General features: G+C 64.2%; 2 protein-coding genes. Both read left to right on the top strand.

Annotated features, from left to right (window positions below; translation table 11 throughout):
- The coding region (locus tag EOA36_RS36465) for an AAA family ATPase (protein ID WP_145969555.1) at window positions 1-368 on the top strand (368 nt) is incomplete at its 5' end.
- An 88-nt stretch (window positions 369-456) separates the two neighbouring features.
- A partial coding sequence (locus EOA36_RS36470) for a VOC family protein (RefSeq protein ID WP_245464580.1) occupies window positions 457-729 on the top strand: 273 nt, incomplete at its 3' end.

Genomic DNA, 729 nt, shown 5'->3' on the forward strand with positions numbered 1-729 from the left:
CCTGGGAGATGCGCTCGTATCGTGCGGCCGCCGAGCTGGCCGGGCCGGTCTTCTTTGACCGCGGCGTGCCGGACACGATCGGCTATCTCAGGCTCTGCGGCCTGCCGGCGCCGGATCACCTCACCAGCGCCGCCATGGAATTCCGCTATGCGCGCCGCGTCTTCATTGCCCCGCCATGGCCGGAAATCTTCACCCAGGACGAACAACGCAAGCAAACGCTCGACGAAGCCGAGCGCACTTGCCAATCAGTGGCAGGCGTCTATGCCGAACTCGGCTATGAATTGGTGACCTTGCCGCTTGCTCCAGTCGAGGAGCGCGTGCGCTTCCTCCTCGACGCTGCTGGATTGCCGCCGACATTGCGGACATAAAGCGGCCGGCCCGGTCCGGCCCTTCATGCGCGTTGTCGGAACCAGGCTACACCTTGTAGATTGAACCGGCATCTTGGAGGTTGAAAACATGGCGCTCAAGCGGATGGACAATGTAGGAATCGTGGTCGAGGACCTCGGAGGGGCGATCGATTTCTTTCGCGAACTCGGCCTCGAGTTCGAGGGGCGGGCCACGATCGAGGGAGAATGGGCCGGGCGTGTCACCGGACTGGGCGATCAGCATGTCGAGATTGCCATGATGCGCACACCGGACGGCCACAGCCGGCTGGAGCTCTCCCGCTTCCTCACGCCGCCTGTCGTCGCGGATCACCGGAAAGCCCCGGTCAACGCGCTGGGCTACCCT

Source organism: Mesorhizobium sp. M8A.F.Ca.ET.021.01.1.1 (genome assembly GCF_003998025.1).
In the GTDB taxonomy this organism is placed as follows: domain Bacteria; phylum Pseudomonadota; class Alphaproteobacteria; order Rhizobiales; family Rhizobiaceae; genus Mesorhizobium.